The 26,277-nt window shown below is 67.6% G+C and carries 21 protein-coding genes; 12 read left to right on the top strand and 9 right to left on the bottom strand.

Features of this window, described 5'->3' with window-relative positions; translation table 11 throughout:
* The first annotated feature begins 4 nt into the window (after positions 1-4).
* Together AC5P7R_RS06615 and dcp are read left to right on the top strand one after the other, a co-directional pair.
* Positions 5-607, top strand: a complete 603-nt coding sequence (locus tag AC5P7R_RS06615) for a lysophospholipid acyltransferase family protein (RefSeq protein WP_010487088.1) — start codon at positions 5-7, stop codon at positions 605-607.
* Positions 608-718: 111 nt separating this feature from the next.
* The gene (gene dcp, locus AC5P7R_RS06610) at positions 719-2,875 is read left to right on the top strand and encodes a peptidyl-dipeptidase Dcp (protein WP_021203741.1); all 2,157 of its coding nucleotides are present in this window, start codon (positions 719-721) and stop codon (positions 2,873-2,875) included.
* Positions 2,876-2,992: 117 nt separating this feature from the next.
* On the opposite strand, the gene AC5P7R_RS06605 is transcribed toward dcp, so the two are convergent.
* Positions 2,993-3,439, bottom strand: coding sequence for a 3-dehydroquinate dehydratase (locus AC5P7R_RS06605; protein WP_004153636.1), 447 nt, complete (start codon positions 3,437-3,439; stop codon positions 2,993-2,995).
* Between the two features lie 3 nt (positions 3,440-3,442).
* Complete coding sequence (locus AC5P7R_RS06600) at positions 3,443-3,844, bottom strand: hypothetical protein (RefSeq protein ID WP_021203742.1); 402 nt, start codon at positions 3,842-3,844, stop codon at positions 3,443-3,445.
* Positions 3,845-4,101: 257 nt separating this feature from the next.
* Between AC5P7R_RS06600 and lepB the strand changes: the two genes are divergently transcribed.
* Positions 4,102-4,728: a signal peptidase I gene (gene lepB / locus AC5P7R_RS06595; protein ID WP_180832888.1), complete on the top strand. Its 627-nt coding sequence runs from the start codon at positions 4,102-4,104 to the stop codon at positions 4,726-4,728.
* A 124-nt stretch (positions 4,729-4,852) separates the two neighbouring features.
* Entirely contained in the window at positions 4,853-6,109 is a 1,257-nt protein-coding gene (locus AC5P7R_RS06590) for an MFS transporter (RefSeq protein WP_329859188.1), read from the top strand.
* A 128-nt stretch (positions 6,110-6,237) separates the two neighbouring features.
* On the opposite strand, the gene AC5P7R_RS06585 is transcribed toward AC5P7R_RS06590, so the two are convergent.
* Entirely contained in the window at positions 6,238-7,155 is a 918-nt protein-coding gene (locus tag AC5P7R_RS06585; protein ID WP_019661882.1) for a LysR family transcriptional regulator, read from the bottom strand.
* A 306-nt stretch (positions 7,156-7,461) separates the two neighbouring features.
* Entirely contained in the window at positions 7,462-8,430 is a 969-nt protein-coding gene (locus AC5P7R_RS06580; RefSeq protein ID WP_019661881.1) for a LysR family transcriptional regulator, read from the bottom strand.
* 110 nt (positions 8,431-8,540) lie between these two features.
* On the opposite strand from AC5P7R_RS06580, the gene aceB reads away from it, so the two are divergent.
* From aceB to AC5P7R_RS06560, 4 genes are all read left to right on the top strand, one after another.
* A complete protein-coding gene (aceB, locus tag AC5P7R_RS06575) occupies positions 8,541-10,163 on the top strand; it encodes a malate synthase A (protein WP_021203746.1) in 1,623 nt (540 codons plus the stop codon).
* Positions 10,164-10,227: 64 nt separating this feature from the next.
* The gene (gene aceA / locus AC5P7R_RS06570; RefSeq protein WP_019661879.1) at positions 10,228-11,529 is read left to right on the top strand and encodes an isocitrate lyase; all 1,302 of its coding nucleotides are present in this window, start codon (positions 10,228-10,230) and stop codon (positions 11,527-11,529) included.
* 418 nt (positions 11,530-11,947) lie between these two features.
* A complete protein-coding gene (locus AC5P7R_RS06565) occupies positions 11,948-12,988 on the top strand; it encodes a GGDEF domain-containing protein (RefSeq protein ID WP_019661878.1) in 1,041 nt (346 codons plus the stop codon).
* Between the two features lie 13 nt (positions 12,989-13,001).
* On the top strand, positions 13,002-15,494 hold the full coding sequence (locus tag AC5P7R_RS06560) for a putative peptide modification system cyclase (RefSeq protein ID WP_459389777.1): 2,493 nt from the start codon (positions 13,002-13,004) through the stop codon (positions 15,492-15,494).
* Positions 15,495-15,501: 7 nt separating this feature from the next.
* Here the strand turns inward: AC5P7R_RS06560 and AC5P7R_RS06555 are convergent, their stop codons facing one another.
* The gene (locus AC5P7R_RS06555; RefSeq protein WP_459389776.1) at positions 15,502-15,798 is read right to left on the bottom strand and encodes an NHLP-related RiPP peptide; all 297 of its coding nucleotides are present in this window, start codon (positions 15,796-15,798) and stop codon (positions 15,502-15,504) included.
* A 138-nt stretch (positions 15,799-15,936) separates the two neighbouring features.
* Between AC5P7R_RS06555 and AC5P7R_RS06550 the strand changes: the two genes are divergently transcribed.
* Entirely contained in the window at positions 15,937-17,103 is a 1,167-nt protein-coding gene (locus AC5P7R_RS06550; protein ID WP_191863735.1) for a putative peptide maturation dehydrogenase, read from the top strand.
* A 19-nt stretch (positions 17,104-17,122) separates the two neighbouring features.
* On the opposite strand, the gene AC5P7R_RS06545 is transcribed toward AC5P7R_RS06550, so the two are convergent.
* The 3 genes from AC5P7R_RS06545 to AC5P7R_RS06535 are packed head-to-tail and all read right to left on the bottom strand — an operon-like array spanning position 17,123 to position 21,931.
* Positions 17,123-19,138: an acetyl/propionyl/methylcrotonyl-CoA carboxylase subunit alpha gene (locus AC5P7R_RS06545; protein WP_495213802.1), complete on the bottom strand. Its 2,016-nt coding sequence runs from the start codon at positions 19,136-19,138 to the stop codon at positions 17,123-17,125.
* Between the two features lie 8 nt (positions 19,139-19,146).
* Positions 19,147-20,757, bottom strand: coding sequence for a carboxyl transferase domain-containing protein (locus AC5P7R_RS06540; RefSeq protein WP_423179081.1), 1,611 nt, complete (start codon positions 20,755-20,757; stop codon positions 19,147-19,149).
* A gap of 10 nt (positions 20,758-20,767) precedes the next feature.
* Complete coding sequence (locus AC5P7R_RS06535) at positions 20,768-21,931, bottom strand: isovaleryl-CoA dehydrogenase (RefSeq protein WP_014035590.1); 1,164 nt, start codon at positions 21,929-21,931, stop codon at positions 20,768-20,770.
* Between the two features lie 161 nt (positions 21,932-22,092).
* Here AC5P7R_RS06535 and AC5P7R_RS06530 point away from each other — a divergent pair, with 161 nt between their 5' ends.
* From AC5P7R_RS06530 to AC5P7R_RS06520, 3 genes are all read left to right on the top strand, one after another.
* Positions 22,093-22,710 carry a TetR/AcrR family transcriptional regulator gene (locus AC5P7R_RS06530; protein WP_021203751.1) on the top strand — a complete coding sequence of 206 codons (618 nt, stop codon included), beginning with the start codon at positions 22,093-22,095 and terminating at the stop codon, positions 22,708-22,710.
* A gap of 218 nt (positions 22,711-22,928) precedes the next feature.
* A complete protein-coding gene (locus AC5P7R_RS06525; protein WP_005407662.1) occupies positions 22,929-23,447 on the top strand; it encodes a c-type cytochrome in 519 nt (172 codons plus the stop codon).
* Between the two features lie 210 nt (positions 23,448-23,657).
* On the top strand, positions 23,658-25,103 hold the full coding sequence (locus AC5P7R_RS06520) for an ExeM/NucH family extracellular endonuclease (RefSeq protein WP_495213801.1): 1,446 nt from the start codon (positions 23,658-23,660) through the stop codon (positions 25,101-25,103).
* Positions 25,104-25,404: 301 nt separating this feature from the next.
* Here the strand turns inward: AC5P7R_RS06520 and AC5P7R_RS06515 are convergent, their stop codons facing one another.
* Positions 25,405-26,262, bottom strand: coding sequence for an EamA family transporter (locus AC5P7R_RS06515; protein ID WP_134729699.1), 858 nt, complete (start codon positions 26,260-26,262; stop codon positions 25,405-25,407).
* Positions 26,263-26,277: the final 15 nt, after the last annotated feature.

Below are 26,277 nucleotides of genomic sequence, written 5' to 3'. Positions count from 1 at the left end.
TTGCTTGAACAACCCGACTTCGTTGCTGCCGGCCGTGCCGCCGCAGATGCCGCAGGTCAAACCCAACGCCTTCCTGCGCTGGCTGGCGCGCTGCACCCTGCGCATGGGCGGCTGGAAGGTGACCGGCACCCTGCCTGACATCCCCAGGCTGGTCTTCATCATCGCCCCGCATTCGTCCAACTGGGATGGGCTGTGGGGCATGGCGGCCAAGATCGCGCTGGGCATGAAGGTGAAGGTACTGGGCAAGGCGTCGCTGTTCTGGTGGCCGCTGGGCCCGCTGCTGCACAGGCTGGGCGTGATCCCGCTCGATCGCAGCTCGCCGCAGGGCACCGTCGGACAGGCCGTGGACCTGCTGCGCAACAACGAGAAGATGTGGTTCGCCATCACCCCCGAGGGCACCCGCAAGGCGGTGAAGGACTGGAAGGCCGGTTTCCTGAAGATCGCCCGGATGGCTGACGTGCCGATCCTTGCCGCGTACTTCCACTACCCGGAAAAGACCATCGGTATCGGCCCGCTGTTCACGCCCAGTGGTGATGACGCTGCCGACATGGCCGCGATCCGCGAGTTCTACCGGCCCTGGATCGGCAAGACCCGCGGTACGGTCTGAGCCTGCCGCAGGCCGCTGCATAGACGCCACGTCCGGCACATGCCGGGCGAGCGCGACAGGAGTAGGGTGGAGGGCTGGTATCCCGTACCGTCTGCCCAAGGAGTGTTTTACATGTCGCGTACCGTAGTCCTGGCCGCCGCCATCAGCCTGGCGCTGGCGGCCTGTTCCGGCAAGGAGTCCACCCCCGTGTCCGATGCCCAGAAAGCCCCGGCCCAGCAGCCGGCCGAAGCCTCCACCAATCCGCTGCTGAGCGCCAGCACGCTGCCGTTCCAGGCCCCGCCGTTCGACAAGATCAAGGACAGCGACTACCTGCCGGCGTTCGAAGAGGGGATGCGCCAGCACCTGGCCGACGTGCGCAAGATCGCCGACAGCAGCGAGCCGGCCACCTTCGACAACACCATCGTGGCGATGGAGCGCAGCGGCGAGACGCTGAACCGCGTCTCGCGCATCTTCTTCGGCCTGGTCCAGGCCGATACCAACGATGCACGACAGAAGATCCAGGAAGAAGTGGCGCCAAAGCTGGCTGCGCACCAGGACGAGATCAATCTCGATCCGAAGCTGTTCGCGCGCGTGAAGTCGATCTATGACCAGCGCGACACGCTGGAACTGGATCCGGTGCAGAAGCGCCTGGTCGAGCACTACTACGACGGCCTGGTGCGCGCCGGTGCGCAGCTGTCCGACGCTGACAAGGCGACCCTGCGCAAGCTCAACGTGGAAGAGACCACCCTCTCCACCCAGTTCCATACCCGCCTGGTGGCCGCCACCGCCGCTGCGGCCGTCGTCGTCGACGACAAGGCCAAGCTGGCCGGCCTGGACGAGGATGCGATCAACAACGCCGCGGCCGCCGCCAAGGAACGCAAGCTGGACGGCAAGTTCCTGCTGCCGCTGCAGAACACCACCCAGCAGCCGGTGCTCGGCTCGCTGAGCGATCGCGACCAGCGCGCCGCCGTGCTGAAGGCCTCGGAGACCCGCGCCGAGCGCGGTGATGCCAACGACACCCGGCAGACCGTGCAGCGCCTGGCCCAGCTGCGTGCGCAGAAGGCCAAGCTGCTCGGCTTCGAGACCTTCGCCGACTACCAGCTGGGCGACCAGATGGCCAAGACCCCGGCTGCGGCACTCAAGCTGCTGACCGACACCGTGCCGGCCGCCACCGCCAAGGCGCGCGCCGAAGCCGGCGAGATCCAGAAGGTGATCGACGCACAGAAGGGTGGTTTCCAGGTCGCCGCCTCGGACTGGGACTACTACGCCGAGCAGGTGCGCAAGGCCAAGTACGATCTGGACGAATCGCAGGTCAAGCCGTACTTCGAACTGGACAACGTGCTGCAGAACGGCGTCTTCTACGCCGCCACCCAGCTGTACGGCATCACCTTCAAGCCGCGCACCGACATTCCGACCTACAACCCGGACATGAAGGTGTACGAAGTGTTCGACAAGGACGGCACCTCGCTGGCGCTGTTCTACACCGACTACTTCAAGCGTGACAGCAAGTCCGGCGGCGCCTGGATGGACGTGTTCGTCGAACAGGACGGCCTGACCGGTGCCAAGCCGGTGGTCTACAACGTCTGCAACTTCACCAAGCCGGCCGCAGGCCAGCCTGCGCTGATCAGCTTCGACGACGTCACCACCATGTTCCATGAGTTCGGCCATGCGCTGCACGGCATGTTCTCGAACGTGAAGTACCCGTCGATCGCCGGCACCGCCACCTCGCGTGATTTCGTCGAGTTCCCGTCGCAGTTCAACGAGCACTGGGCGCTGGACCCGAAGGTGTTCGCCAACTACGCCAAGCATTACAAGACCGGCGAGGCGATGCCGCAGGAACTGGTCGACAAGATCCTCAAGGCGCGCAGCTTCAACCAGGGCTATGCGACCACCGAGTACCTGTCTGCCGCGCTGCTGGACCTGGCCTGGCACACCCAGAAGGCCGACGCGCCGCTGCAGGATGTCGGCGCCTTTGAAGCCAGCGCGCTGAAGAAGTTCAAGGTCGACCTGCCGCAGGTGCCGCCGCGCTACCGCACCACCTACTTCGACCACATCTGGGGTGGCGGTTACTCGGCCGGCTACTACGCCTACTTCTGGGCCGAAGTGCTCGACCATGACGCCTACCAGTGGTTCACCGAGCACGGTGGCCTGACGGCGGCCAACGGCCAGGAGTTCCGCGACAAGATCCTCTCGCGCGGCAACAGCGTGGAGCTGTCGACCCTGTACCGCGATTTCCGCGGCAAGGACCCGTCGGTGGAACCTTTGCTGAAGTTCCGCGGGCTGAAGTAAGAAATCGAAAACGGCGGGGGAAACCCCGCCGTTTTTCTTTGTGTAGAGCCGAGCCCATGCTCGGCTGGCTTTTTCTGGAGACGCAGCCGAGCATGGGCTCGGCTCTACACAAGCGGATCACGTCCCCACGTGCACCCGGTTGGCCTGCTCGGCCAACCCGAGGTGATCGAGCGCGATATCCAACGCCAGCACATAGCTCTGCGCGCCATAGCCGGCGGCGATGCCCAAGCGCTGGCCGACACCGGCCGGCAGGCAGGGCTCGGCCACCGCGCCGTCGTCGTGGACCTCCACGTAGGCATTGTGCAGGTAGGGCAGCAGGCGCTGCAGGCGCAGGCTGTTGGCGCACGCACCCGGGTCAAGCAGTGTCACTTCGCCACGGCTGTGATCGGCCACGCGCAGCGCATCCAGCAGTTCCTGCTCCGAACCGCAGGCACGGATCGCCACGCTGGTGCCGGCATCGATCGCGCGATGCACCAGCGACTTCAGGACCGGCGCCGGCAGTGGCATTGCCGTGCGGATCAAGGCGCCGGCGGCTTCCGGGCCGCGGATGATGAAGATCGACATGGCTCAGCCCTCCTGCGCCAGGCGACGGCCGACGATGGCCAGCGACAGCGGATAGCCGGCCTGCTGGCTGCGCTGGTCGACCACTACCGCGGCGGGGCCGTGCTGCAGGCGCAGCCGCGCATCCAGGCCGGGCTCGCTGGGCGACTGCAGCTCGATGTACTGCGCCGGCAGCCGTTCCAGCGCCGCCTGCAGTGCGCCACCCTCGGCCTGCCATTGCGCCTCGTCGGCCACGCCGACATCCAGCAGCACCCAGTCGGCCGAACGCGCCTGCGGCTGGCACAGGCACTGGCGCACTTCGGACAGGCTGGCGCAGTCGCTGCACAGCACGCGATGGCCGGCCAACTGTGCCGGCAGTTGGGGACGCGGTGCCGACGAAGAGGCGTGGCGGATCACCAGGAGGGTCATACAACACCTTGCGGAATGCGCCCTGCGGCGCGGTGGGCACACGATGCGCGTGCTGCCCGTAAAGGTGCGATGCCCGCGGCCGGGCCGGGGCGTAAAACCTGCGTAACCCTTCCTGTAGAGCCGAGCCTGCGCTCGGCTGGCGTGCACCGACGCTCGAAGAGCAGCCGAGCGCGGGCTCGGCTCTACAACAAGCCGGCGCGGGAACCTCTCCCGCCCGAGTGTGGTCTGATGCAGCGACCACCCACCCGGAGCCTGTCATGGATGCTGTTGGCCGTCCTCCCCTTCCCGAACGCGCGCTGCTCTGGCTGAAGAAGGAAGCATTGCCGCTGCTGGTGATGCTCGGCCTGCTCGCCGCCGCCCGCGATACCCTCGCCAACCACTACGTGGTGCCAAGTGGCTCGATGCAGCCAACCCTGCAGCCCGGCGACCGGGTAGTGGTGGACATGCGTGCCTATGGCCTGCGCCTGCCGTTCACCGGCAGGGAACTGATGTCCACCGGCGTTCCGCAGCGTGGTGAAGTGGCGGTGTTCGATTCACCGGCCGACGGCACCCGGCTGATCAAGCGCGTGGCGGCGGTGGCCGGTGACCATGTGCAGATGCGCGAGGGCCATCTGAGCATCAACGGCCAGCCGCTGCAGATTGCCGACCTGCAGGACGTGGAAGCCTTCGGCGAGCGCCGTGCCCGTCTCGACCTGGACATGGGCGGTGGCCCGGACATTGACGATCTGGTGGTGCCGGCCGGCAAGCTGCTGGTGCTGGGAGACCACCGTGGCAACAGCTTCGATGGCCGCTTCTTCGGCTTCGTCAATGCGGACAAGGTCTACGGCCGGGCGGTGGCGGTGTATTACCGCCGGGGCGACGGTTTCGAGTGGCAGCGCCTGTAAGCTGAATTGATACTTTCTATATATCAATCCTGATCTATCAGGTTATGGATCGACTGGATCGACGGGCCTAGTCTGAGGCCCGTTCCCTCCCACGCCCGGCCGTCCCCACCGGCCCTTCGATTCCATGACTGGCGAAACTGCGGCGGCCGTTGAAGGCCGTCCCTCCACTCTCGATACCGGCACCGACACCCGCATCCAGCAGGGCACCCCGGCCTTCCGCCGCACCGCGTTGGCACTGTTCCTGGCCGGCTTCTCCACCTTCGGCCTGCTGTACACCGTGCAGCCGCTGCTGCCCGAGTTCAGCCGCCACTTCGGCGTGTCGGCCGCAGGCAGCGCGATGTCGTTGTCGCTGACCACCGGTACGCTGGCGGTGGCGATGCTGTTGGCCGGCCTGCTGTCCGATGCGGTCGGCCGTCGCCCGTTGATGATCGTTGCGCTGTTGGCGTCGGCCATGCTGTCGCTGAGCACGGCGCTGGTGGACGACTGGACCACGCTGCTGGTGCTGCGCACCCTGCTTGGCCTGGCGCTGAGCGGCGTGCCGGCAGTGGCGATGACCTACCTGGTCGAGGAAATGGACAGCCGCGCGCTGGGCCTGGCGATGGGCCTGTACATCGGCGGCAACGCCATCGGTGGCATGAGCGGGCGCCTGCTGGCCGGCATCATCGCCGATTACTGGGGCTGGCGCTGGGGCATCGGCGTGGTCTCGATCATCGCCATCGCCAGTACCGTGCTGCTGTGGCTGCAGCTGCCGCCGTCGCGCCATTTCCATCCCCGCCGCGATGGCCTGCGCGAGTTGCCGTCGCGCTGGCGCCTGCTGTTCGCCGACCCGGGCCTGCCGTGGCTGTTCGCCACCTCGTTCGTGCTGATGGGCGTGTTCGTCACCCTCTACAACTACCTGGGCTATCACCTGCTGGCGCCGCCGTACCACCTCAGCCAGACCGTGGTCGGGCTGATCTTCAGCGTGTACCTGGTGGGCACCTTCAGTTCGGCGTGGATGGGCCAGCAGGCTACGCGGTACGGGCGCGGCCGCATCCTGTCGATCTCGTTCGCGCTGATCGGCGCCGGCATCGCGCTGCTGGCGATGCCGTGGCTGAGCACGATGGCACTGGGCATCGCGCTGGTCACGTTCGGCTTCTTCGGTGGCCACTCGGTGGCCAGCAGCTGGGTCGGCAGCCGTGCCGGTACGATGCGCGCGGAAGCGTCGGCGCTGTACCTGTTCGCCTACTACCTGGGCTCCAGCGTGCTGGGCGGGGTCGGCGGCCTGGCCTACGCGGCCTGGGACTGGTGGGGCGTGTGTGCGTTCGCCGCGGTGTTGACCCTGATTGGTGGTGGCATCGTCTGGGCGCTGCAGCACCGCGCCCCGCAGCCGGTGACCGCGTGACCCAACGCACGGTAGTGCCGGCCGCTGGCCGGCAACCACGGTGTAGCGGCTTTGCCGAGGTAGAGTCGACTGTCAGTCGACTGCTCTTCCATCAGATCGCGAAAACCCGCGCTGCGCGCGATAGTCGACTAACAGTCGACTCTACCGGCGAACGCCCCGCGCAGCAGCCCGGCGAAGTTTCGGATCAGCGGCGTCACCCGTTCGCGATGCCACGCCAGCTGCACTTCCGAATGCGCGCCAGCATCGGCCAACGCCACGAAGCGCGATCCTTCCACCCGGATGTGATCGCACGACGACGGCAGGATCGCCGCACCCAGGCCCGCAGCGGCCAGGCTGATCAACGTCGATGCTTCACCGGCTTCCTGCACGATGCGCGGCGTGAAGCCCGCCGCCGCACACAACGCGATCATGTGGTCGTGGATGCCCGCGCCCGCGCTGCGCCGGAATGCCACGAACGGCTCCTGCGCGAAGTCGCGCAACGACACCGTGCCCTGCTTCGACAGCCTGCGCAGGGCAGGGTGGTCGGCATGCACGATCAGCGCCAGCGGATCGACGAACAGGCTGTGTGCCACCAGTTCCGGCGGCAACGCACGCTTGCGGATGATGCCCACGTCCAGTGAACCATCGAGCAGCGCGTCGATCTGCTGCAGCGTATTCATCTCGCTCAGCTGTAGCCGCACCTGCGGATACTGCTGGCGGTAATGCAGGATCGAACGCGGGATCTGTGGCGACAGCGGCGTGGCCCGGGTCAGGCCGATATGCAGTTCACCCTGCTCGCCGCGCTGCGCACGCTGCACCTCGTCCACCGCGGTTTCCACCTGCTGCACGATTGCGCGCGCGCGTTCCTGCAGCAGCTCCCCAGCAGGCGTCAGCTGCACGCGGCGATGGCTTCGCACGAACAGGCGCGCGCCGATCAGTTCCTCCAGCTGCCGGATCTGCTGGCTGAGCGGCGGCTGTGACATGCCCAGGCGCTCGGCCGCCTGGCCGAAGTGCAGCGTATCGGCAACAGCGAGGAAGTAGCGCAGGTGGCGCAGTTCGATGGACATGGGGCCAGTTTATTCATCGTCAGCCGGAAATGAATCAGAGATGGGATCCGATCCCGTGCCGACCAACGGTCGGCACCCACCAACAGCAGCTGGCACCAACAGCAGCGACCAACTGTCGAAGGCGGGGTGGGGCCGGTTGCGGGGGCGTGAGCGCCATGGATGGCGCGACCGAGCTTACAGGGACGTACTTGCAGCGTCCCCCGCAACCGGACCCACCTCGCCATCCCGCCGAATGCCGCTCTTGATGTTGACGTTGATCTGGCTTCGGCGGGTGCAGGGCGGCAGCCCTGCAAACCAGAACACCCCTCACCGCTCCGAATGCCCGCTCTGGTCGTAATCGCGCGGACTGAACAACTCCGGCTGGATCAGCTCGATGAACGCCCGCGCCTGCGCCGACAGTGCCTTGCCGCGGCGCACGATCACCCCGTAACTGCGCTCGGGGAACCAGCGCTTCATCGACCGCGCCGCCAGCCGCTCGCGGTCGGCTTCGTGCAGGCACAGCGCCGGCACGATGGAAATGCCCATGCCCATCGCCACGTACTGCTTGATCACTTCCCATCCACCCACTTCCAGCGCCACGGTGTAGGCAATGCGGTGGCGCTGGAATACCTGGTCGACCAGGCGGTAGGTGATCTGCCGCTTCGGCGGCAGTACCAGCGGATAGCGCGCGATGTCGGCCAGCTCCAGCTCGCCGCCGCTGGCCAGCGGATGGTCGTGCGGCGCGATCAGCACCTGTTCGAAGCGGTAGGCCGGGGCGTAGGTCAGGTCGGCCGGTACATCGGTCATCGAACCGATGGCCAGGTCGGCGGCATCCTCGCGCAGCAGGTCGGTGCCGTCAGCGCTGATCGCGTTGTGCAGGGTCAGGCGCACATCCGGATGGTGCAGGCGGAAGCGTTCGACGATCTTCGGCAGCAGGTACAGGATGGTCGAGCTGTTGGCGGCGATGTTCAGCTCGCCCGCGTCCAGGCCGCGTACCTTGTCGCGGAAGCGCGCCTCCAGCCCGTCCAGGCTCTCCACCAGCGGCTGCGCCATCTCGTACAGCAGTTGGCCCTCGCGGCTGGGCACCAGGCGCCGCCCGCTGCGTTCGAACAATGGCACCCCCAGCTCCCGTTCCAAGGCCTGCAACTGCAGGCTGATCGCCGGCTGGCTGACGAAAAGTGCCTCAGCCGCCCGTGAGACCGAACCCAGGCGCACCGTCTGGCAGAACGCACGCAACGGCTTCAGCCGGTCGGATTTGTACGAAAAACGCGGACTTGGCGGGGTGCGTGTGCTCATCGTGTCACGAGTATTAGCACAACTTATGTAGAACATTGCAAAAACTGTTTTGCCAAATACTCAGGCCCGGCGGCACCGTGGAGCCGTTCCCCCACCGCTGGAGTCGCCTCATGTCCGCCGTCGCTTCCGCTGTTCCCACCCCCGCCGCGAAGGCTACCCCCGGCATCGCCCTGGCGACCCGCGTGGCCGGCCAGGACACCCTGCTGCCGGCGCCGCTGCTGGCCCTGCTGGTGTCGCTGCACCGTGCGGTGGAACCGGGCCGGCAGGCGAGGCTGCAGGCCCGCCGTGAACGCCAGGCATTCTTCGACCAAGGCGGCCTGCCAGACTTCCGCGAGGACACCGCCGCCATCCGCAGTGGCGACTGGCGCGTGGCCCCGCTGCCGGCCGCGTTGCAGGACCGCCGCGTCGAGATTACCGGCCCGACCGACCCGAAGATGGTCATCAACGCGCTGAACTCCGGCGCCAAGGTGTTCATGGCCGACTTCGAGGATTCGACCTCGCCGACCTGGCGCAACCTGCTGGCCGGCCAGCAGTCGCTGGCGGCGGCGGTGCGCGGCGATCTGGAATACACCGCCCCCAATGGCAAGCACTACACGCTGCGCCCGTACGACGAGCAGGCGGTGCTGATCGTGCGCCCGCGTGGCTGGCACCTGGATGAAAAGCACGTGCGCATCGACGGCCAGTTCCTTGCCGGTGGCCTGTTCGACGCAGCGGTGTTCGCCTTCCACAACGCCCGCACCCTGCAGGCGAAGGATCGTGGCCCGTACTTTTACCTGCCCAAGCTGCAGAGCATGGAAGAGGCGGCGCTGTGGGAGACCGCGCTCTCGCATATCGAGGGCATGCTCGGCCTGCCGCACGGCCAGATCAAGGTGACCGTGCTGATCGAAACGCTGCCGGCGGTGTTCGAGATGGACGAGATCCTGCACGCGCTGCGTGATCGCATCGTCGGCCTGAACTGCGGGCGCTGGGACTACATCTTCTCGTACCTGAAGACCTTCCGCCGCCACGCCGACCGCGTGCTGCCCGAGCGCGGCCAGGTGACCATGACCCAGCCGTTCCTGAAGGCCTATTCGGAACTGCTGATCCAGACCTGCCACCGCCGCGGTGCGCATGCGATGGGTGGCATGGCCGCGCAGATCCCGATCAACAACGATGCCGCCGCCAACGAACAGGCGATGGCCCGGGTGCGCGCCGACAAGCTGCGCGAAGTCACCGCCGGCCATGACGGCACCTGGGTTGCGCACCCGGCGCTGATTCCGGTGGCGATGGCGATCTTCGACGAACACATGCCCGGTGCGAACCAGCACAGCGTGCTGCGCCAGGATGTGCGCGTCGGCCGCGACGAACTGATCGCACGGCCGCCGGGCACCGTCACCCGCGCCGGCTTCGAGGGCAACGTGGAAGTCTGCGTGCGCTATCTGGCGGCGTGGCTGGATGGCAACGGCTGCGTGCCGATCCATCACCTGATGGAGGACGCGGCCACCGCCGAGATCAGCCGCAGCCAGCTGTGGCAGTGGCTGCATACGCCGGGCCAGCAGCTGGACGATGGCACTGCGATCGATCTGGCGCTGCTGGATTCCACCCTCTCGCAGCTGCCGGCACGGCTGGGCGATACCGCCGTACTGCCCGGTGGTGCGCGCATCGGCGAGGCCATCGCCCTGCTCGGCGAACTGAGCCGCAGTGACGAACTGACCGATTTCCTGACCCTGCCGGCCTACGCGCGCATCGATTGACCGACTGCCGGCCCTCCTGCCGTTTCCCTCCCCGCTGCACGCACGAACCGAACTGGAGAAAGACATGAGCAAGCTGCCCACTGCCGAACAGATCCAGCACGACTGGGACACCAACCCGCGCTGGGAAGGCATCCAGCGCAACTACAGCGCCGCCGACGTGGTGCGCCTGCGCGGCACCGTCCACATCGAGCATTCGCTGGCCCGCCTGGGTGCGGAGAAGCTGTGGGCGTCGCTGCATGAGCGCGAGTTCGTCAACGCGCTGGGTGCATTGACCGGCAACCAGGCCATGCAGCAGGTCAAGGCGGGCCTGAAGGCGATCTACCTGTCCGGTTGGCAGGTGGCGGCCGACGCCAACCTGGCTGGGCAGATGTATCCGGACCAGTCGCTGTACCCGGCCGATTCGGTGCCGGCGGTGGTCAAGCGCATCAACAACACCCTGCTGCGTGCCGATCAGCTGCATCATGCCGAAGGCAAGGACGACATCGACTTCCTGCAGCCGATCGTGGCCGATGCCGAGGCCGGTTTTGGCGGCGTGCTCAACGCCTTCGAACTGATGAAGGCGATGATCGAGGCCGGTGCGGCCGGCGTGCACTTCGAAGACCAGCTGGCCTCGGTGAAGAAGTGCGGGCACATGGGCGGCAAGGTGCTGGTGCCGACCCGCGAGGCCATCGAGAAGCTCAACGCCGCGCGCCTGGCTGCCGACGTGCTGGGCGTGCCGACCCTGCTGGTGGCGCGCACCGATGCCGAAGCGGCTGATCTGTTGACCAGCGACATCGACGGCAACGACAAGCCGTTCACCACCGGCGAGCGCACCGTGGAAGGCTTCTACAAGACCCGCAATGGCCTGGACCAGGCGATCAGCCGCGGCCTGGCCTACGCGCCCTATGCCGATCTGGTGTGGTGCGAGACCGGCAAGCCGGACCTGGAGTTCGCCCGCAAGTTCGCCGAGGCGATCCACGCGAAGTTCCCGGGCAAGCTGCTGGCCTACAACTGCTCGCCCAGCTTCAACTGGAAGAAGAACCTGGACGACGCCACCATTGCCAAGTTCCAGCGCGAACTGGGTAGCTACGGCTACAAGTTCCAGTTCATCACCCTGGCCGGTTTCCACGCGCTGAACTACGGCATGTTCAACCTGGCCCACGGCTATGCACGCCGCCAGATGAGCGCCTTCGTGGAGCTGCAGGAAGCCGAGTTCGAAGCGGCCGAGCGCGGTTTCACGGCGGTCAAGCACCAGCGTGAAGTCGGTACCGGCTACTTCGATGCGGTGACCCAGGCGATCCAGCAGGGGCAGTCGTCGACCACCGCGCTGACCGGCTCCACCGAGGAAGAGCAGTTCCATGGCGGGCGCAGCGAACGCGCGGCGTGATGCGGTAGTGCCGGCCGCTGGCCGGCAACCCATCGGTGTTTCCGAAGCCCATGCAGTTGCCGGCCAGCGGCCGGCACTACCAGGCACCGGGTGATCAGGGTGGCCAGGGAAGGGCCAGACAACGCCGGCCGGTCGGGGGACCTGCCGGCGTTGTTGTATCGGTGCAAAGGCGCGGCGGCCGGCAGGCAGCGTCAATCAGGCGCACCCCCTTGGCCGCAACTTGGCCGAAATCCTGTGAAACCCGGCATCGGATTGATCCAGCAGGGGTTTTGCCCGGACATGGGTGACCAGAACGGGCCACCACCGATCTTCACATCACACAAGAGCGCCCTGAGGCTCAAAATGAGATAGGGCGCACACTTTAAAGCGGTGCTATGCTCCGCGGCTCACCAGGGGACGCTGGCGGCGGGTGCAGGGAATGACCGGCAGGGGTGCGGCCGAGAACAGTGATATGACGACAGGTATCGCCCGGGTGGCGATGGCCGAGATCGTGCATGCGCTGTTGTCGGACGCCGAGGTGGCATTGTTTGCCAGATTCGCCCGCCCATGCAAGCTTCATGCCGGACAGTGGCTGTTCCAGCGGGGCCACCGCGGCGAGCGCATGTATGTGATCCTCGACGGCCAGATCGAACTGGACTTCGGCGAGGACCTGGTGATCAAGACACTCGGGCAGTATGAGTTCTTCGGCGAACTGGGCCTGCTGGTTGGCGACCACCTGCGCAGCGCCAGCGCGCGCGCGCTGGTCGATTGCGATGTCCTGGAGCTGGGGCCGGCCGATTTCCACCGCTTGGTCGAATCCGATCCCGGGCTGGTGGCCTACTTCCTGCGTCGCACGATCATGCGCGTGCTGACCAACGAACAGGCCCTGATCAGCCAGCTGCGGCGCCGCAACCACGATCTGGAAACCGCGCTGGACAACCTGTACATCACCACTCATCAGCTGACCCATACCCGCGAGCTGGTGCGCACCGATGAACTGACCGGGCTGCACAACCGCCGTGGCCTCACGTTGTACCTGCAGGAGTGCCGCGAGCGTGCCGAGGGGCTGCCGCAGGCGTTGCTGCTGATCGATTGTGACCGCTTCAAGCAGATCAACGACCGCCACGGCCACCAGGCCGGCGACCGCGTGCTGCAGAGCATGGGCAACATCCTGCGCTCGATGGCCGGCGAGCATGACCTGGCCTGCCGCCTTGGCGGTGATGAGTTCTGCCTCATCCTGCGCCGCGGCAACCACGAGATCGTGCAGCACGCGGCCGAGTTCATCCTCAGCGCGGTGCATGGCCTGCTCGAACGCAGCCCCGGTACGCCGCATGTCAGCCTGGTCAGCATCGGTGCGTGCCTGCTGGCGCCGGAGGCAGGCTGGAGCGAGTGGTACGCGCGCGCGGATCGCGCGCTGTACCAGGCCAAGCGCGATGGCGGCAACTGCCTGCGTTGGGCGAATGATCCGGACGGCCAATAGGGGGAGGCAGGCGATGGACGGCGACAACGGAACGTCAGCCCCGCATAGCCCACAGCTACGCGCCCTGCTGTTCACCGATCTGTGTGATTCGCTGCAACTGGTCGAGCGGATCGGCGATGTGGCGGCCGCCAGCCTGTTCCAGGAACACGACCGCCTGGTGCTGGTCCTGCAGCAGCGCTGGAACGGCCAGCTGATCGATCGCTCCGACGGCCTGTTCATGCTGTTCGAGCGGGCCATCGATGCTTTGGGCTTCGCCCTGGACTACCAGCGCGAACTGCACGCGCTGGGCCAGCAGCGGGCGATCGAACTGCGCGCGCGTGCAGGCCTGCATGTGGGTGACGTGCTGACCTGGGAGAACAGTGCCGAGGCGGTGCGCGCCGGCGCCAAGTCGATGGAAGTGGAAGGCCTGGCCAAGCCGATGGCAGCGCGCCTGATGACGCTGGCCCGCCCTGGCCAGATCCTGTTGTCGGCGGTGGCCGAATCGCTGACCCGTCGCGCCACCGGCGCGCTGGGGGAACGGGGTGCGCGCCTGCTGTGGAAGTCGCACGGCCGTTGGCGCTTCAAGGGAATGCCGGTGGTGCAGGAAGTGATCGAAGTGGGTGAGATCGGTTCAGCGCCGTTGCGCATGCCACGCGCCACTGCCAAGGCACGCCGTGACCTGCCGCTGTGGCGGCAGCCGCTGGTGCTGGCCGCCGAGGGCCTGGTGCTGACGGTGGCCGTGCTGGGCGGCTGGTTGCTGCTGCGGTCGGAACCGGCGATCGCGTTCGCCGAGCGGGACTGGGTGGTGCTTGGCGATGTCGACAACCTCACCGGCGACCCGATTTTCGACGACTCGATGCGGCACGCGATCCGGATCGCGCTGGAGCAGTCGCGCTACGTGAACGTGCTGTCGGAGGGCAAGATCCGCGAAAGCCTGGAAATGGCGCGGCTCTCGGGCGATACCCGGCTCAGCCGCGATACCGCAGCCAACGTGGCGGTGCGGGAAGGCGCGCGCGCCGTGCTGCTGCCGACGGTGCGGCAGAAGATCGGTGGCTATGAGCTGGCCATCGACGTCGCAGCACCGGGCAGCGGCCAGGTGATCCAGACGTTCACCGCCACCGCGGATCGATCCGACCAGATGGTGTTCGCGGTGGACGACGTGGTCGGGCGCCTGCGTCGCGGACTGGGCGAATCGGTGGCGAGCCTGGAACAGTCGTTGCCGCTGCCGCGGGCATCGACCCAGGACCTTCGCGCACTGCGAGCGTTCGCGCTGGCCGAGAATGCACTGGGCCAGCGTCGCTTCGAGGAGGCGCGCAACCTCTATCAGGCTGCAATCGATATTGATCCCGGTTTCGCCCTGGCCTACATGGGCGTGGCCAAACTGCATGCGCGCGTCGATGAAGGGCGGCGCGCACGCGAAGCCATGCAGCACGCGCTGGACCTGCAGGATCGGTTGCCGCCACGCGAGCGCCTGTACCTGAAGGCCTGGATGGCCGAACTGGAGCCTGGTGGCTGGGCGCTGGAGCACTGGCGCACGCTGGCCAAGGTCTACCCGGATTCGTTCGCCGGGCTGTCCAACACGTCGTGGTACCTGCTGCAGGCCAACCAGTTCAGCGAGGCCGAACCCTACGCGCGTGCGGCTGCGGTGCCGCAGGATCCGCTGCGCTTGTATCCGCTGATCCACCTGGTGCGGATACAGATCGCCGCCAACCAACCGCAGCTTGCGGCCCAGACACTGGCCCAGGCACAGGTCCTGCGCGGTCGTGATGATGCCGATGAGACCGGCGTGGACGTACTGGTCGCGCAGGGCAAGTACGCCAAGGCGGCCCAACTGCTGCCGCAGATCCGTGCCAACGATGCCCTGCAGCAGCGCATGAAGCTGCGTGCGCAGCTGCTGCTGGCGGCCACGCAGCGCGATTGCGCGGCCATGCAGCAGGCGGTACGCGACGACGCGTCGGCGCCGGCGCTGGTCGACTTCCAGGTGCAGCAGCGGCTGCAGCACGCCAGCGTGGCAGCTCTGTGCCCGAGCGCGGACCGCGCCGAGTTGCAGGCCATCGCTGCGTTGCTGCATCCGTTGCTGGAGCAGGGCGATGATCCCATGCTGCATGCCCGCGGCCTGCAATGGCTGGCTCTGGTCCATCTGGCCCAGCGACAGGGCCAGTTCGAGCTGGCCAGGCGCTGGCTGGACGAGCAGCGGCCGCTGCTGCGCAGCCTGCGCAGTCCGGTCGCCGATCGCTGGCTGCGCATTGTCAGCGCCGTGGATGAACTGCAGATGCAGCGGCCCGAAGCTGCCCGCGCCCTGATCGAGCCAATGCTCGATGGCAGCGAGCCGGTGCAGGCACACGTCGTGCTGCTGCTCGCGCTGCGCGCACAGGGCAATGAAGCTGCCGTACGCCGCGAGCAGGCCTGGCTGTCCCAGCATCGCGGCCAGGCCATTGCCGAGGTCACCGCCATGCAGGTCTGGCAACCACTGAATGTGCACGACGTGTCCACGTGGGAATCGCCGGCCGCGGCCGGCGCGCCCTGATGACGGGTCAGCCGTCGATGCGCTCGCCGACCTTGCCCGCTTCGAAGCAGAACACCACGGTCATCGCCGCCACCGACCCGGACAGGTGGGCCTGCAGGCTGTCACGCACCTGGCTCAGCTCCTCGACCGAAGCCAGGGTGCCGATCTTCATGCAGTCGCTTTCGCCGACCGCACCGTCCAGCCCGATCGAGGCCAGAGCCTTGGCCGGCGAGGTGGTGAAGTGGCTGCGGAAGTCGTCGTTGCCGATGAGGTGGTCCAGCAGGGTGCTGGCGTCCTCGGCGGAAAGGCGGGGATGGGTGCTCATGGGGATCGTCCGTAGGTGGAGTTTCTCGTATCGGCCGCGACAGCCTGCCATTGAGGGCCGCGCTGCGTACGTCGCTAAAGTTGGCCGCGCTGCGGTCGTTGCTGCTATGCCGGTTGTGCGGCAGAAGGAAGGAAACCCATGCGCCTGCGCCGCTGCGCCAGCCTGATGTTCGAGCCCCGCGAGTCGGTCACCCTGGACCTGCGCGCGATGCTGGCCGGCCAGGCCGAGATGGACAGCCAGATCAGCTGGGTGGCCCTGGCCGCCCATCTGGACCAGCCGCTGCCGGTGGACGCCGAGGAGCGCCAGCTGCTGGGCGAGCTCAGCGCGCACCGCTGGAGCGAACCGCCGGCCGGCACCTCTCCGGCGATGCTGGCGCGCCTGGTCGAGCAGGGGCTGGTGCTGACCGACCCGCCGGATGAGGTCGGGCACCAGATGCGTGATGAGGCATTGCGACGCAGCCAGTGGTGGCCGTTGGCCGCACTGGCCCATCGCCATGCGCGCTGGCAGGCGGTGGACAGCGTGGAGGACATGCGTCGCCAGGGGCTGGATACCGCTGCCGGCCTGCGCCAGCGGCTGGGGCCGCCACCACCGGTGGTGCAGGCCCTGCAGGGCGACTACCAGCCGTTGCCGCGCAGCGAAGAGGCGGCGTTCGACGCGCTGCTGGCGCAGCGCACGACCTGCCGCAATTTCGACCCGCAGCGCGCGCTGCCATTGCCGCTGCTGGCCCAGGTGCTGCAGCGCACGCTGATGGCCCACGCGGTGCAGAAGGTCGAGCGTGATACCGAGTTCCTGAAGAAGAACGTGCCCTCCGGTGGCGGCCTGCATCCCACCGAGGGCTTCCTGCTGGTACAGAACGTGGAAGGGCTGGTACCGGGGCTGTACCACTACCACCCCGTGCAGCACGCGGTACTGCCGCTGCCCTCGCCGCCGCCCGATGCGTTGCCCGCGCTGGCACGGCGGATGCTGTCCGGTCAGGAGTGGTTCGCCGATGCTCCGGCGCTGCTGGTGCTGGCACCGCGGTACGACCGCTGCTTCTGGAAGTACCGCAACCACGCCAAGGCGTATCGTGCGGTGACGCTGGATGTCGGCCACATCTCGCAGCTGCTGTACCTGTGCGCGACCGAGCGTGGCCTGGCGGCGTTCGTCACCGCAGCCATCAACGATGCCGATGTCGATCGTGCCTTCGGTTTCGACGGCATCGGGCAGAGCGCGATGGCCATCTGCGGCCTGGGCTGGCGCAGTGCCACGCTGGACACGGCCGAATTCGATCCTGCTGGCCGGGTGGTGGTGGGCGACGACCGCTGAGCGGTCGCCGCCGCGGCGTTCACGCCGCCTCGAAGTCCACCAGTACTGCACCGTCACCCACCTGGTCGCCGGCCTTGGCGCGGTAACCCTTCACCGTGCCGTCCGCCGGTGCCTGCAGCGTGTGCTCCATCTTCATCGCTTCCAGCACCACCAGCGGCGTACCGCGCTTGACCTCGGTACCGGCGGCGACCAGCGTCGCAACGATCTTGCCCGGCATCGGCGCCAGCAGGCTGCCGGCGTCGGCCACGGCGTGGTCCGATTCACCCACCGGATCGTGCAGGGTGAAACGGTGCTGGCCGTCGGCGCCGAACAGGTACAGCTGGTCACCGTCGCGCAGCAGCTGCAACGACCAGCGGCGCTCGCCCAGGTGCACCGTCAGGCCCTGCATATTGGCCGTGCCGATCACCTGCACCGGCGCCGCATCGTCGCACTGCACGCGCCAGCCATCGGCCCGCGCCCACACCTTCAGCGTGTGCCGGCGCTCTCCCTGCTGCAGCGGCAATACGCGCGGCGCGGACGCGCCAAGGCGCCAGCCGTCCTGCGCCTGCCACGGCGAATGCGGGTCGCGCGCATCGCTGCCGGCACCGGCAGTGCTTGCAACAGCGGCCACGGCGGCCAGCTGCCACAGGGCATCATCCGTATCGCCCGCTGCACTCAATGCCGCCTGTTCGCGTTCGATCAGCGCGGTATCCAGCTTGGCGTGCGCGAACGAATCGGTGTTCACCAGGCGGCGCAGGAAACCGGCATTGGTGGTCACGCCCACCACCTGACAGTCGGCCAGTGCCTGGCTCATGCGGCGCAGTGCAGCGTCGCGGTCCACGTCCCAGACGATCAGCTTGGCGATCATCGGATCGTAGTACGGGGTGATGCTGTCGCCTTCCTCGACGCCGGTATCCACGCGCACATGGGCCGACGGCGCCGGCAGGCGCAGGCGGCGCAGGGTGCCGGTGGACGGCAGGAAGCCTCGATCGGCATCCTCGGCATACAGCCGCGCTTCGATCGCGTGGCCGTGGATGGCCAGCTGCTCCTGGCGCAGCGGCAGCGGCAAGCCCGAGGCCACGCGCAGCTGCCATTCCACCAGGTCGGTGCCGGTGATGTATTCGGTCACCGGGTGCTCGACCTGAAGGCGGGTGTTCATTTCCATGAAGTAGAAATCGCCGTCCGGGCCGGCGATGAACTCCACCGTGCCCGCACCTTCATAGCCCACCGCGCGCGCGGCATCGACCGCCGCCTGGCCCATCGCGGTGCGGCGCTCGGCGCTCATGCCCGGGGCCGGCGCTTCTTCCAGCACCTTCTGGTGGCGGCGCTGCACCGAGCAGTCGCGCTCGAACAGGTACACCGCGTCACCGTGGCTGTCGCCGAACACCTGGATCTCGATATGGCGCGGGCGCTCGACATACTTCTCGACCAGCACGTGGTCATTGCCGAACGCCGAGGCCGCCTCGCGCTGGCAGCTGGCCAGCGCATCGACGAAGTCCTCGCTGCGCTCGACCTTGCGCATGCCCTTGCCACCGCCACCGGCGCTGGCCTTGATCAGCACCGGGTAACCGATGGCGTCGGCCTGTTCGCGCAGGAAGGACGGTTCCTGCTGGTCGCCGTGGTAGCCCGGAGTCAGCGGCACGCCGGCTTTCGCCATCAATGCCTTGGCCGCGCTCTTGTCGCCCATCGCGCGGATGGCGCTGGCCGGCGGCCCGATGAAGGTGATGCCGGCGGCGGCGCAGGCATCGGCGAAGTCGGCATTCTCTGACAGGAAGCCGTAACCGGGGTGGATCGCCTGCGCGCCGGTCAGGCGTGCGGCGTCGAGCAGGGCATCGCCGCGCAGGTAACTTTCACGTGCAGCGGCCGGACCGATGTGGATGGCTTCGTCGGCCAGGCGCACGTGGCGCGCGTTGCGGTCGGCATCGGAATATACCGCCACGGTGGCGATGCCGAGGCGGCGGCAGGTGGCGATGACGCGGCAGGCGATTTCGCCGCGATTGGCGATCAGGACTTTGGTGAACATGGCAACGGGCTTCATGGGAGCGTGCTCGGTCATGGCACGGGTTACATGCGGAACACGCCGAAGCGCGTCTGCTGCGGGGCGGCGTTGAGGCTGGCCGACAGCGCCAGGGCCAGTACCCGGCGGGTGTCGGCCGGATCGATCACGCCGTCGTCCCACAGGCGCGCGCTGGCGTAGTACGGGTGGCCCTGCTGCTCGAACTGCTCGCGGATCGGTGCCTTGAACGCGTCTTCCTCCGCCGCCGGCCACTGGCCGCCCTTAGCCTCGATGCCATCGCGCTTGACCGTGGCCAGCACGCTGGCGGCCTGCTCGCCGCCCATCACGCCGATGCGCGCGTTCGGCCACATCCACAGGAAGTTGGGCGAGTACGCACGGCCGCACATGCCGTAGTTGCCGGCACCGAACGAGCCGCCGATGACCACGGTGAACTTGGGAACCTTGGCGCAGGCCACCGCCAATACCAGCTTGGCGCCGTCCTTGGCGATGCCGCCCTGTTCGTACTTGCGGCCGACCATGAAGCCAGTGATGTTCTGCAGGAACACCAGCGGGATGTTGCGCTGGGTGCACAGCTCGATGAAGTGCGCGCCCTTCAGTGCCGACTCGGAGAACAGGATGCCGTTGTTGGCGATGATGCCGATCGGGTAGCCGTTCAGATGCGCGAAGCCGGTAACCAGTGTTGCGCCATAGCGCGGCTTGAACTCGTCAAAGCGCGAGCCATCGACCAGGCGTGCGATCACTTCGCGCACGTCGTAGGGCTTGCGCGTATCGGCGGGAATCACCCCATACAGTTCATGCGCCGGCAGCAGTGGTTCCTCGGAAGGCTGTACCGCCATCGCCGGTTCCGGCTTGCGCCAGTTCAGCTGGGCGATGATTGCGCGCACCCGTGCCAGCGCCTGCAGATCGTTGTCGGCCATGTGGTCGGCCACGCCGGAGATGCGCGTGTGCACGTCGGCACCGCCCAGTTCCTCGGCCGTCACCACTTCACCGGTGGCCGCCTTCACCAGCGGCGGGCCGCCGAGGAAGATCGTGCCCTGCTCGCGCACGATCACCGTCTCGTCGCTCATCGCCGGCACATACGCACCACCGGCGGTGCAGCTGCCCATCACGCAGGCGATCTGCGGAATGCCCTGCGCCGACAGGTTGGCCTGGTTGTAGAAGATGCGGCCGAAATGATCGCGGTCGGGGAAGACTTCGTCCTGCAGTGGCAGGAACGCGCCACCGGAATCGACCAGGTAGATGCACGGCAGGTGGTTCTGCTCGGCGATCTCCTGCGCGCGCAGGTGCTTCTTCACCGTCATCGGGTAGTAGGTGCCGCCCTTGACCGTGGCATCGTTGGCCACGATCACGCATTCCACGCCGCTCACGCGGCCGATGCCGGCCACCACGCCGGCGGCGGGCACGGCATCGTCATACATGCCGTGCGCGGCCAGCGGCGCGATTTCCAGGAAGGCGCTGCCCGGGTCGAGCAGGGCGTCGATGCGGTCACGCACCAGCAGCTTGCCGCGCGCGGTGTGCTTGGCGCGTGCGGCTTCGCTGCCACCCAGCGCGGTGCGCGCGAGGGTGGCATGCAGGTCGTCGACCACGGCCTGCATCGCCGCGCGGTTGCTTTCAAACGTTTCGCTGCCCGGTTGCAGCTGGCTGTTCAGGACGGTCATCGCGTTGGCCTTACAGGGTGCGCTGGAACAGTTCGCGGCCGATCAGCATGCGGCGGATCTCCGAAGTGCCGGCGCCGATTTCATACAGCTTGGCGTCGCGCCACAAGCGGCCGGTCGGGTATTCGTTGATGTAGCCGTTGCCGCCGAGGATCTGGATCGCCTGGCCGGTCAGCCAGGTCGCCTTCTCGGCGGCGTACAGGATGGCACCGGCGGCGTCCTGGCGGGTGGTGCGGCCCTGGTCGCAGGCGCGTGCCACGGCATAGACATACGCGCGGCAGGCACCCAGGCCCACGTACATGTCGGCGATCTTGGCCTGGATCAGCTGGAAGCTGCCGATCGGCTCGCCGAACTGGTGGCGCTCGTGCACGTACGGCATCACCACGTCCATGGCCGCGGCCATCAGGCCCAGCGGGCCACCGGACAGCACCACACGCTCGTAGTCCAGGCCGGACATCAGCACGCGCACGCCACCGCCAACCTGGCCCAGCACGTTCTCTTCGGGAATCTCGCAGTCCTGGAACACCAGCTCGCAGGTGGGCGAAGAACGCATGCCCAGCTTGTCCAGCTTCTGCGCGGTGGAAAAGCCCTTCATGCCCTTCTCGACCAGGAACGCGGTGATGCCCTTGGCGCCGGCCTCCATGTCGGTCTTGGCATAGACCACCAGCACGTCAGCATCCGGGCCGTTGGTGATCCACATCTTGTTGCCGTTGAGCACGTAGCGGTCGCCGCGCTTGTCGGCGCGCAGCTTCATCGACACCACGTCCGAACCGGCCCCCGGCTCGCTCATCGCCAGCGCACCGACCAGGCTGCCATTGCAGAGGCCGGGCAGGAAGCGCTGCTTCTGTTCTTCGTTGCCGTTCTTGCGCAGCTGGTTCACGCACAGGTTGGAGTGCGCGCCATAGGACAGGCCGATGCCACCGGAAGCGCGCGAGATTTCTTCCATCGCCACCACGTGGGCCAGGTAGCCCATGCCGGTACCACCGTATGCTTCTTCCACGGTGAGGCCGAGCAGGCCCTGTTCGCCCAGCTTCGGCCACAGAGCCAGCGGGAACTGGTTGCTGGCATCGGCCTCGGCGGCCAGCGGCGCGACCTCGGCGGCGGCAAAATGGGCCACGCTCTGGCGCAGCAGGTCGATGTCTTCGCCAAGGTCGAAGTTCAGGGATGGCACGTGCATTGTGGTGGCTCCACGACGGGATGGCAGGAAATGGACGCACCCGGCGGGGGAGCGGGCGGCGGTCTGCAGGACCGCTGCCCGCACGGGCGATTGGACCCCAGCGTAGCGGGGTTCGGATAAGAAGTGAATACAAATTCAAAAATTGAAACCAGAATCAAAACATGGCCTACAAACGCTCTGCACTGATGGAAGAACGCCTGGCCGGGGCCCGTGAACGGATCCTGCTGGCCACCCGTGAACTGGTCGCCACTGGCGGCTGGCGCAATGCCCCGGTGACCGCCGTGGCGACCCTGGCGGGGGTGTCCACCGGCCTGATCTACCGGCACTTCCCGTCCAAGGCCGAGTTGTTCGTGGAGGTGCTCAACGCCGCGGTGGCCCACGAGGTGGCGATCATGGAGCGCATCGCCAGTGGCCCGGAGGCGGCCAGCGAGCGCCTGCGGCTGGCGATCACCGCCTTCGTACGCCGTGCCCTGGCTGGGCCGGGGCTGGCGCACGCCTTCATCGTCGAACCGGTCGACCCGGACGTGGAAGCCGAGCGCATGCGCGGTCGTCGCGCCTTCGGCGACGTGTTCCTGCGGCTGGTGGAGGAGGGCGTGGCGGCCGGTGAGCTGCCTGCGCAGGACGCGCATGTGGCCGCTGCGTGCCTGGTCGGCGCCTTCACCGAGGCGATGGTCGGCCCGACCGCGCCAAGCCGCGAAGCACACCGCGACGAAGATGCACTGGTGAACGCAATCTGCAGCTTCTGCCTGCGCGCGATCGGTGCCCCGGCAATTCGGTAGCGCCGGGCCATGCCCGGCGGCTGTCGCCATCCTCGACCGTTGTTGCCGCGCTTCGCGCTCGCCGGGCACGGCCCGGCGCTACCCGCATGCGGCCACGGCCGCATGCTGCGCCGCACCAGCATGACGTCTGTTGTCGCACGCATAGCGCGTTCTATACTCGGCCCATCACGCAGTCACTCAGCCGTGGTCCAACGACTATCAGCCAGGGGTAACGAAGAGTGCGGAATTACGATCTGGAGTTCCTGAAACGCTTCTCCATGGTGATCGCGCTGCTGGCGACCATCACCCTCGGCCTCATCCTCCTTGCCGCCTACATCCACACCCGGATTCCACCCGAAGTATCGCCGACCGCGGCCAAGCGCACCGAACAGCGCATTTCGCCCACCGGCGCGGTCTATGCCGGCAGCACCGGCGCCGCCGCGCAGGCTGCGGCCAAGGCCGCCGCGCTGGCCAAGGCTGCTTCGCAGGTGGCTTACGGCGGCACCAAGGATGGCAAGGTGATCTTCGACAACCTGTGCACCGCCTGCCATACCACCGGCGTGGGCATGGCACCGACGCTGGACCACTCGCATTGGGACAAGCGCATCGCGCAGGGCAAGGACACCCTCTACAAGCACGCCATCGAGGGCTATACCGGCCCGGATGGCGGCATCATGCCGCCCAAGGGCGGCAACCCGGCACTGACCGAAGAACAGATCCATGCCACCGTGGACTGGATGCTGGGCAACCTGAAATAGCCGCCGCAACGCGCCGCTTCCTGTAGAGCCGAGCCCACGCTCGGCTGCTCTGCGCACGGTGTGGCCAGGCGCAGCCGAGCGTGGGCTCGGCTCTACCACCTACTAAGCTTTGCCCACGGAGGCCTGATTGCCCCTGTGCCCCCGCCGCGCAGGCGGATCTCCGCATTTCAGGGTTAGTCTGTGCGCCCTCTTCCCTGGAATCGCCCGTCGATGCGCCGCCGTTCCCTTGCTCTTGCCCTGTCCCTGCTGCTGCCGGCCAGCGCCTTTGCCCAGGCCCAGCCGCAGGCCGCACCAGCTACGACGCCCGCTGTTGCGCGCAGCAGCGCCACCGTGGTGCTGACCGCCGCACCGGCCGACTGGCGCGCGCTGGATGGCCAGCGCGTGCGCATCGCCGCACCGCTCACCCTGGCCGGTACCGATGGCCTGGAGCGCTTCGGCCAGCTCACCGTGGCCTTCGACGGCCGCCTCTGGCAGCCGACCGAAGTGGCTGCGCCGGGCACCGCCGGCTACGAGCAGGTGATGGCCGACAACCAGCGTCGCCGGCTGGTACTGGAAGATGGCAGTGACGCCCGCGACCCCGCCAGCGTGCCCTACCTGCCGGGCAACCCGGTGCTGCGCACCGGCATGCAGCTGCGCAACGTGGAGGGCATCGTGCGCGTGGATGCGCAGGGCCATCCGCGCCTGCAGGTCGAGGGAGCGCTGAAGCTGCCGGAGCTGAAGCGCCCGGCGGTGCCGACCGTGCCGGGCAGCCTGCATGTGGCGGCCTTCAACCTGGAGAACTTCTTCAATGGTGACGGCCAGGGCGGTGGCTTCCCGACCCTGCGCGGCGCGCGCACCCTGGACGAGCACAAGTCGCAGGTGGCCAAGCTGGTCACCACGGTCAACGCCTTGGGCGCCGATGTCGCCGCGCTGATGGAACTGGAGAACGATGGCTATGGTCCGCAGTCGGCCATCGCCGAACTGGTCGATGCGCTCAACCGCGACCGTGGCGCGCAGGGCGACTGGCGCTTCGTCGATGCCGGCAACGGCCCCGGCGACAATCCGATCCGGGTTGGCATCATCTACCGCAGCAGCCGCCTGCAGCCGCTGGGCAAGCCGGCCACGCTGACCGGTGGTCCGTTCGTCGAACACAGCCGCGTGCCGCTGGCGCAGGCCTTCCAGGGCAAGCAGGGCGCGCCGTTCGTGGTGGTTGCCAACCACTTCAAGTCGAAGGGCTGCCGCGACGCCGCCGGTGCCGACGCCGACCGCAACGACAACCAGGGCTGCTGGAACGCGACCCGCGTGACCTCGGCGCAGCAGCTGCATGCCTGGCTGCAGACCGACCCGACCGGTACCGGTGCCAGGGACGCGGTGCTGCTGGGCGATTTCAATGCCTACGCGATGGAAGACCCGATCCGCACCCTGCGTGACCTGGGCTGGCAGGACGCATTCAAGGTCGCCAAGGTCGAGCATCCCTACAGCTACGTCTACAACGGCTATACCGGCCGCCTCGACCATGCACTGCTGAGCCCGGGCATGGCCAAGCGCCTGCGCGGTGCCGCCGAATGGCACAGCAATGCCGACGAGCAGGACGCCAGCGGCTACCAGGGCCGCAACGTGCAGGGCCCGTGGCGCAGCTCCGACCACGACCCGCTGCTGCTGGGTTTCGACAGATAGGGTTCGCCGGGGATCTGCTCTGGTAGGGACCTTGATCGGCACGGATGCCGCCTTTGCTTTTGATCTACCAGTCCGCCTTCCAGCGAGCCGAGCATCGCAAGTGGATCAGGGGCGAAGAGGCGCCGATGTCTGAGCGCAGCGAGTTCGGCGCCGTCCCCTGGTTCACCGAGAAGCGCAGGGTACCGGTGCACAGCACCGGCTCGCGGCTGGCGGCGCGTTTCTTTTGGTTACTTTTCTTTTCGCGCGAAAAGAAAAGCGACATCCCACCGCGGGCGCGGAAATGGCCCGCCGCAACCAACGCTCACCCCCAGGCGATCAGTCCGATCGCCAGCACCGCCAGTGCCAGGCCGACGCGGTTCCACTTCGTGGTGGCCTCGCCGAAGACGAACATGCCTACCAGCGCGCCCAGCACCACCACGCCGATGTTCATGCCGGCGAACACGGTGGCCGGACTTTCTGGCATCGCCTGGTGCGCCTGCACATAGAACAGGATGTTGCCGCCATTGAGCAGGCCCAGCAGTGCACCCGCGCCGAGGTTGCGCCAGGCCAGCCGGCTGCAGCCACTGAAATGCCGCCACAGCTGCAACGCCAGCATCAGCACGAAGGCCACGCTGAAGCTGGCCAGCACCGCCGCCATCGACGGCGTGCCCGACAGCGCCACCTGCTTGAGCAGTACGTCCACCACCGCGAACCCGGCCCAGACGCCCAGCAGCCAGCCCCAGCCACCGGGCGAGGACGCTACGGTCGGGCCGCGCGGACGCAGGCTGATGGCCACCATCGCCAGCAGGCCCAGGGCGAGCCCGGCCAGCTTCCACGGCGTGGCGGTCTGGCCGAAGAACAGGAAGGCGGCGGCCAGCGACAGCAGCAGTGACAGCCGCTGCGCGACATCGCTGCGGACGATGCCGGCCACCGCCACCGCGCGGCCCAGCACCAGGAAGATCGACGGCAGCACCACCGCCAGCGCCAGCAATGACAGCCACGGCGCATGCGGCGCGCGCAGCGCATCCAGCGGCGGCTGCAGCACCACGGCCGTCAGGGTCGCAGCCACCAGATAGTTCCAGGTGACCATCTGCGCAACATCCAGTTGGCGGCGTCCGGCCACCTTCAACAGCACCGAAACCAGCACGCTGCAGATCACGGCCAAAGACAGGTAGAGCATGGGGCGGGCACAGGG

The sequence above is a fragment of the Stenotrophomonas sp. YJH_SMC_27 genome (assembly GCF_059369815.1).
Note: the sequence above shows the minus strand (reverse complement) of the source record. Positions and strands in the feature narration are given on the sequence as shown.